Here is a 690-nt window from a genome sequence, read left to right on the forward strand (position 1 = left end):
CTATTTCCATAAACTCATATCTCCCTGTTAGCCAGTCTTTTACTCAGATTTATTCGCGCTATTCGCAACACCAAATGGTATATGTACCATCGGTACATTATCGCCTGTCGGAAGAAGGTGCGTGCGCTGGTCGTCGAAAAACATATGGGGCTTTAGTACACCGAGTATTCGGTTCTTTTCCATACCTCCGAGAAAGAAGGTTTCATCAGCCCAAACACCCCAGCTTTCAAGCGTGGTGATTACACGTTCATGAGACGGTGCATTTCGTGCGGTTACAATGGCTGTTCGCAGCACCCGCTTGTAGCTTGCATCTCTCTTTTGTGCTTCTGTTTCGAGGCGCTGGATGCCTGCTAATTTTCTAAACAAGTCCGCTAGCGGGCCTGGATTATGAGGTGTCGTTTGTTTACTGGTTTCGTGTTGTTCGAAGTCGTTAAGATCGCCTTGCTTATATACCGTTTCCGCTTCGTCATCAGCGATCACGCCGTCAAAGTCGAAGGCCACTCTTAGCTCAACATCCGTTTCATCATCATTCACTTTTGAAGGCATCACGATGCCGGCTGGATAATTCACGTTAATTGCACTTTTTACGTCTGCTTCATTCTGAGAAAGAAATAGTGATGCATTAAACGCTGGAATATACGGAAACGGAGATGAACCCGTTAAGAACGCGGCTCGCGAAATATCCAAACC

At 46.2% G+C, this 690-nt stretch carries 1 protein-coding gene; it reads right to left on the reverse strand.

Going from position 1 to position 690, the window contains the following annotated elements:
* Positions 1-39 precede the first annotated feature (39 nt).
* Positions 40-690 (reverse strand): 5'-nucleotidase (locus A3751_RS02690; protein ID WP_068451792.1); only part of this gene is annotated, 651 nt, incomplete at its 5' end.

The organism is Oleiphilus sp. HI0080, from assembly GCF_001635135.1.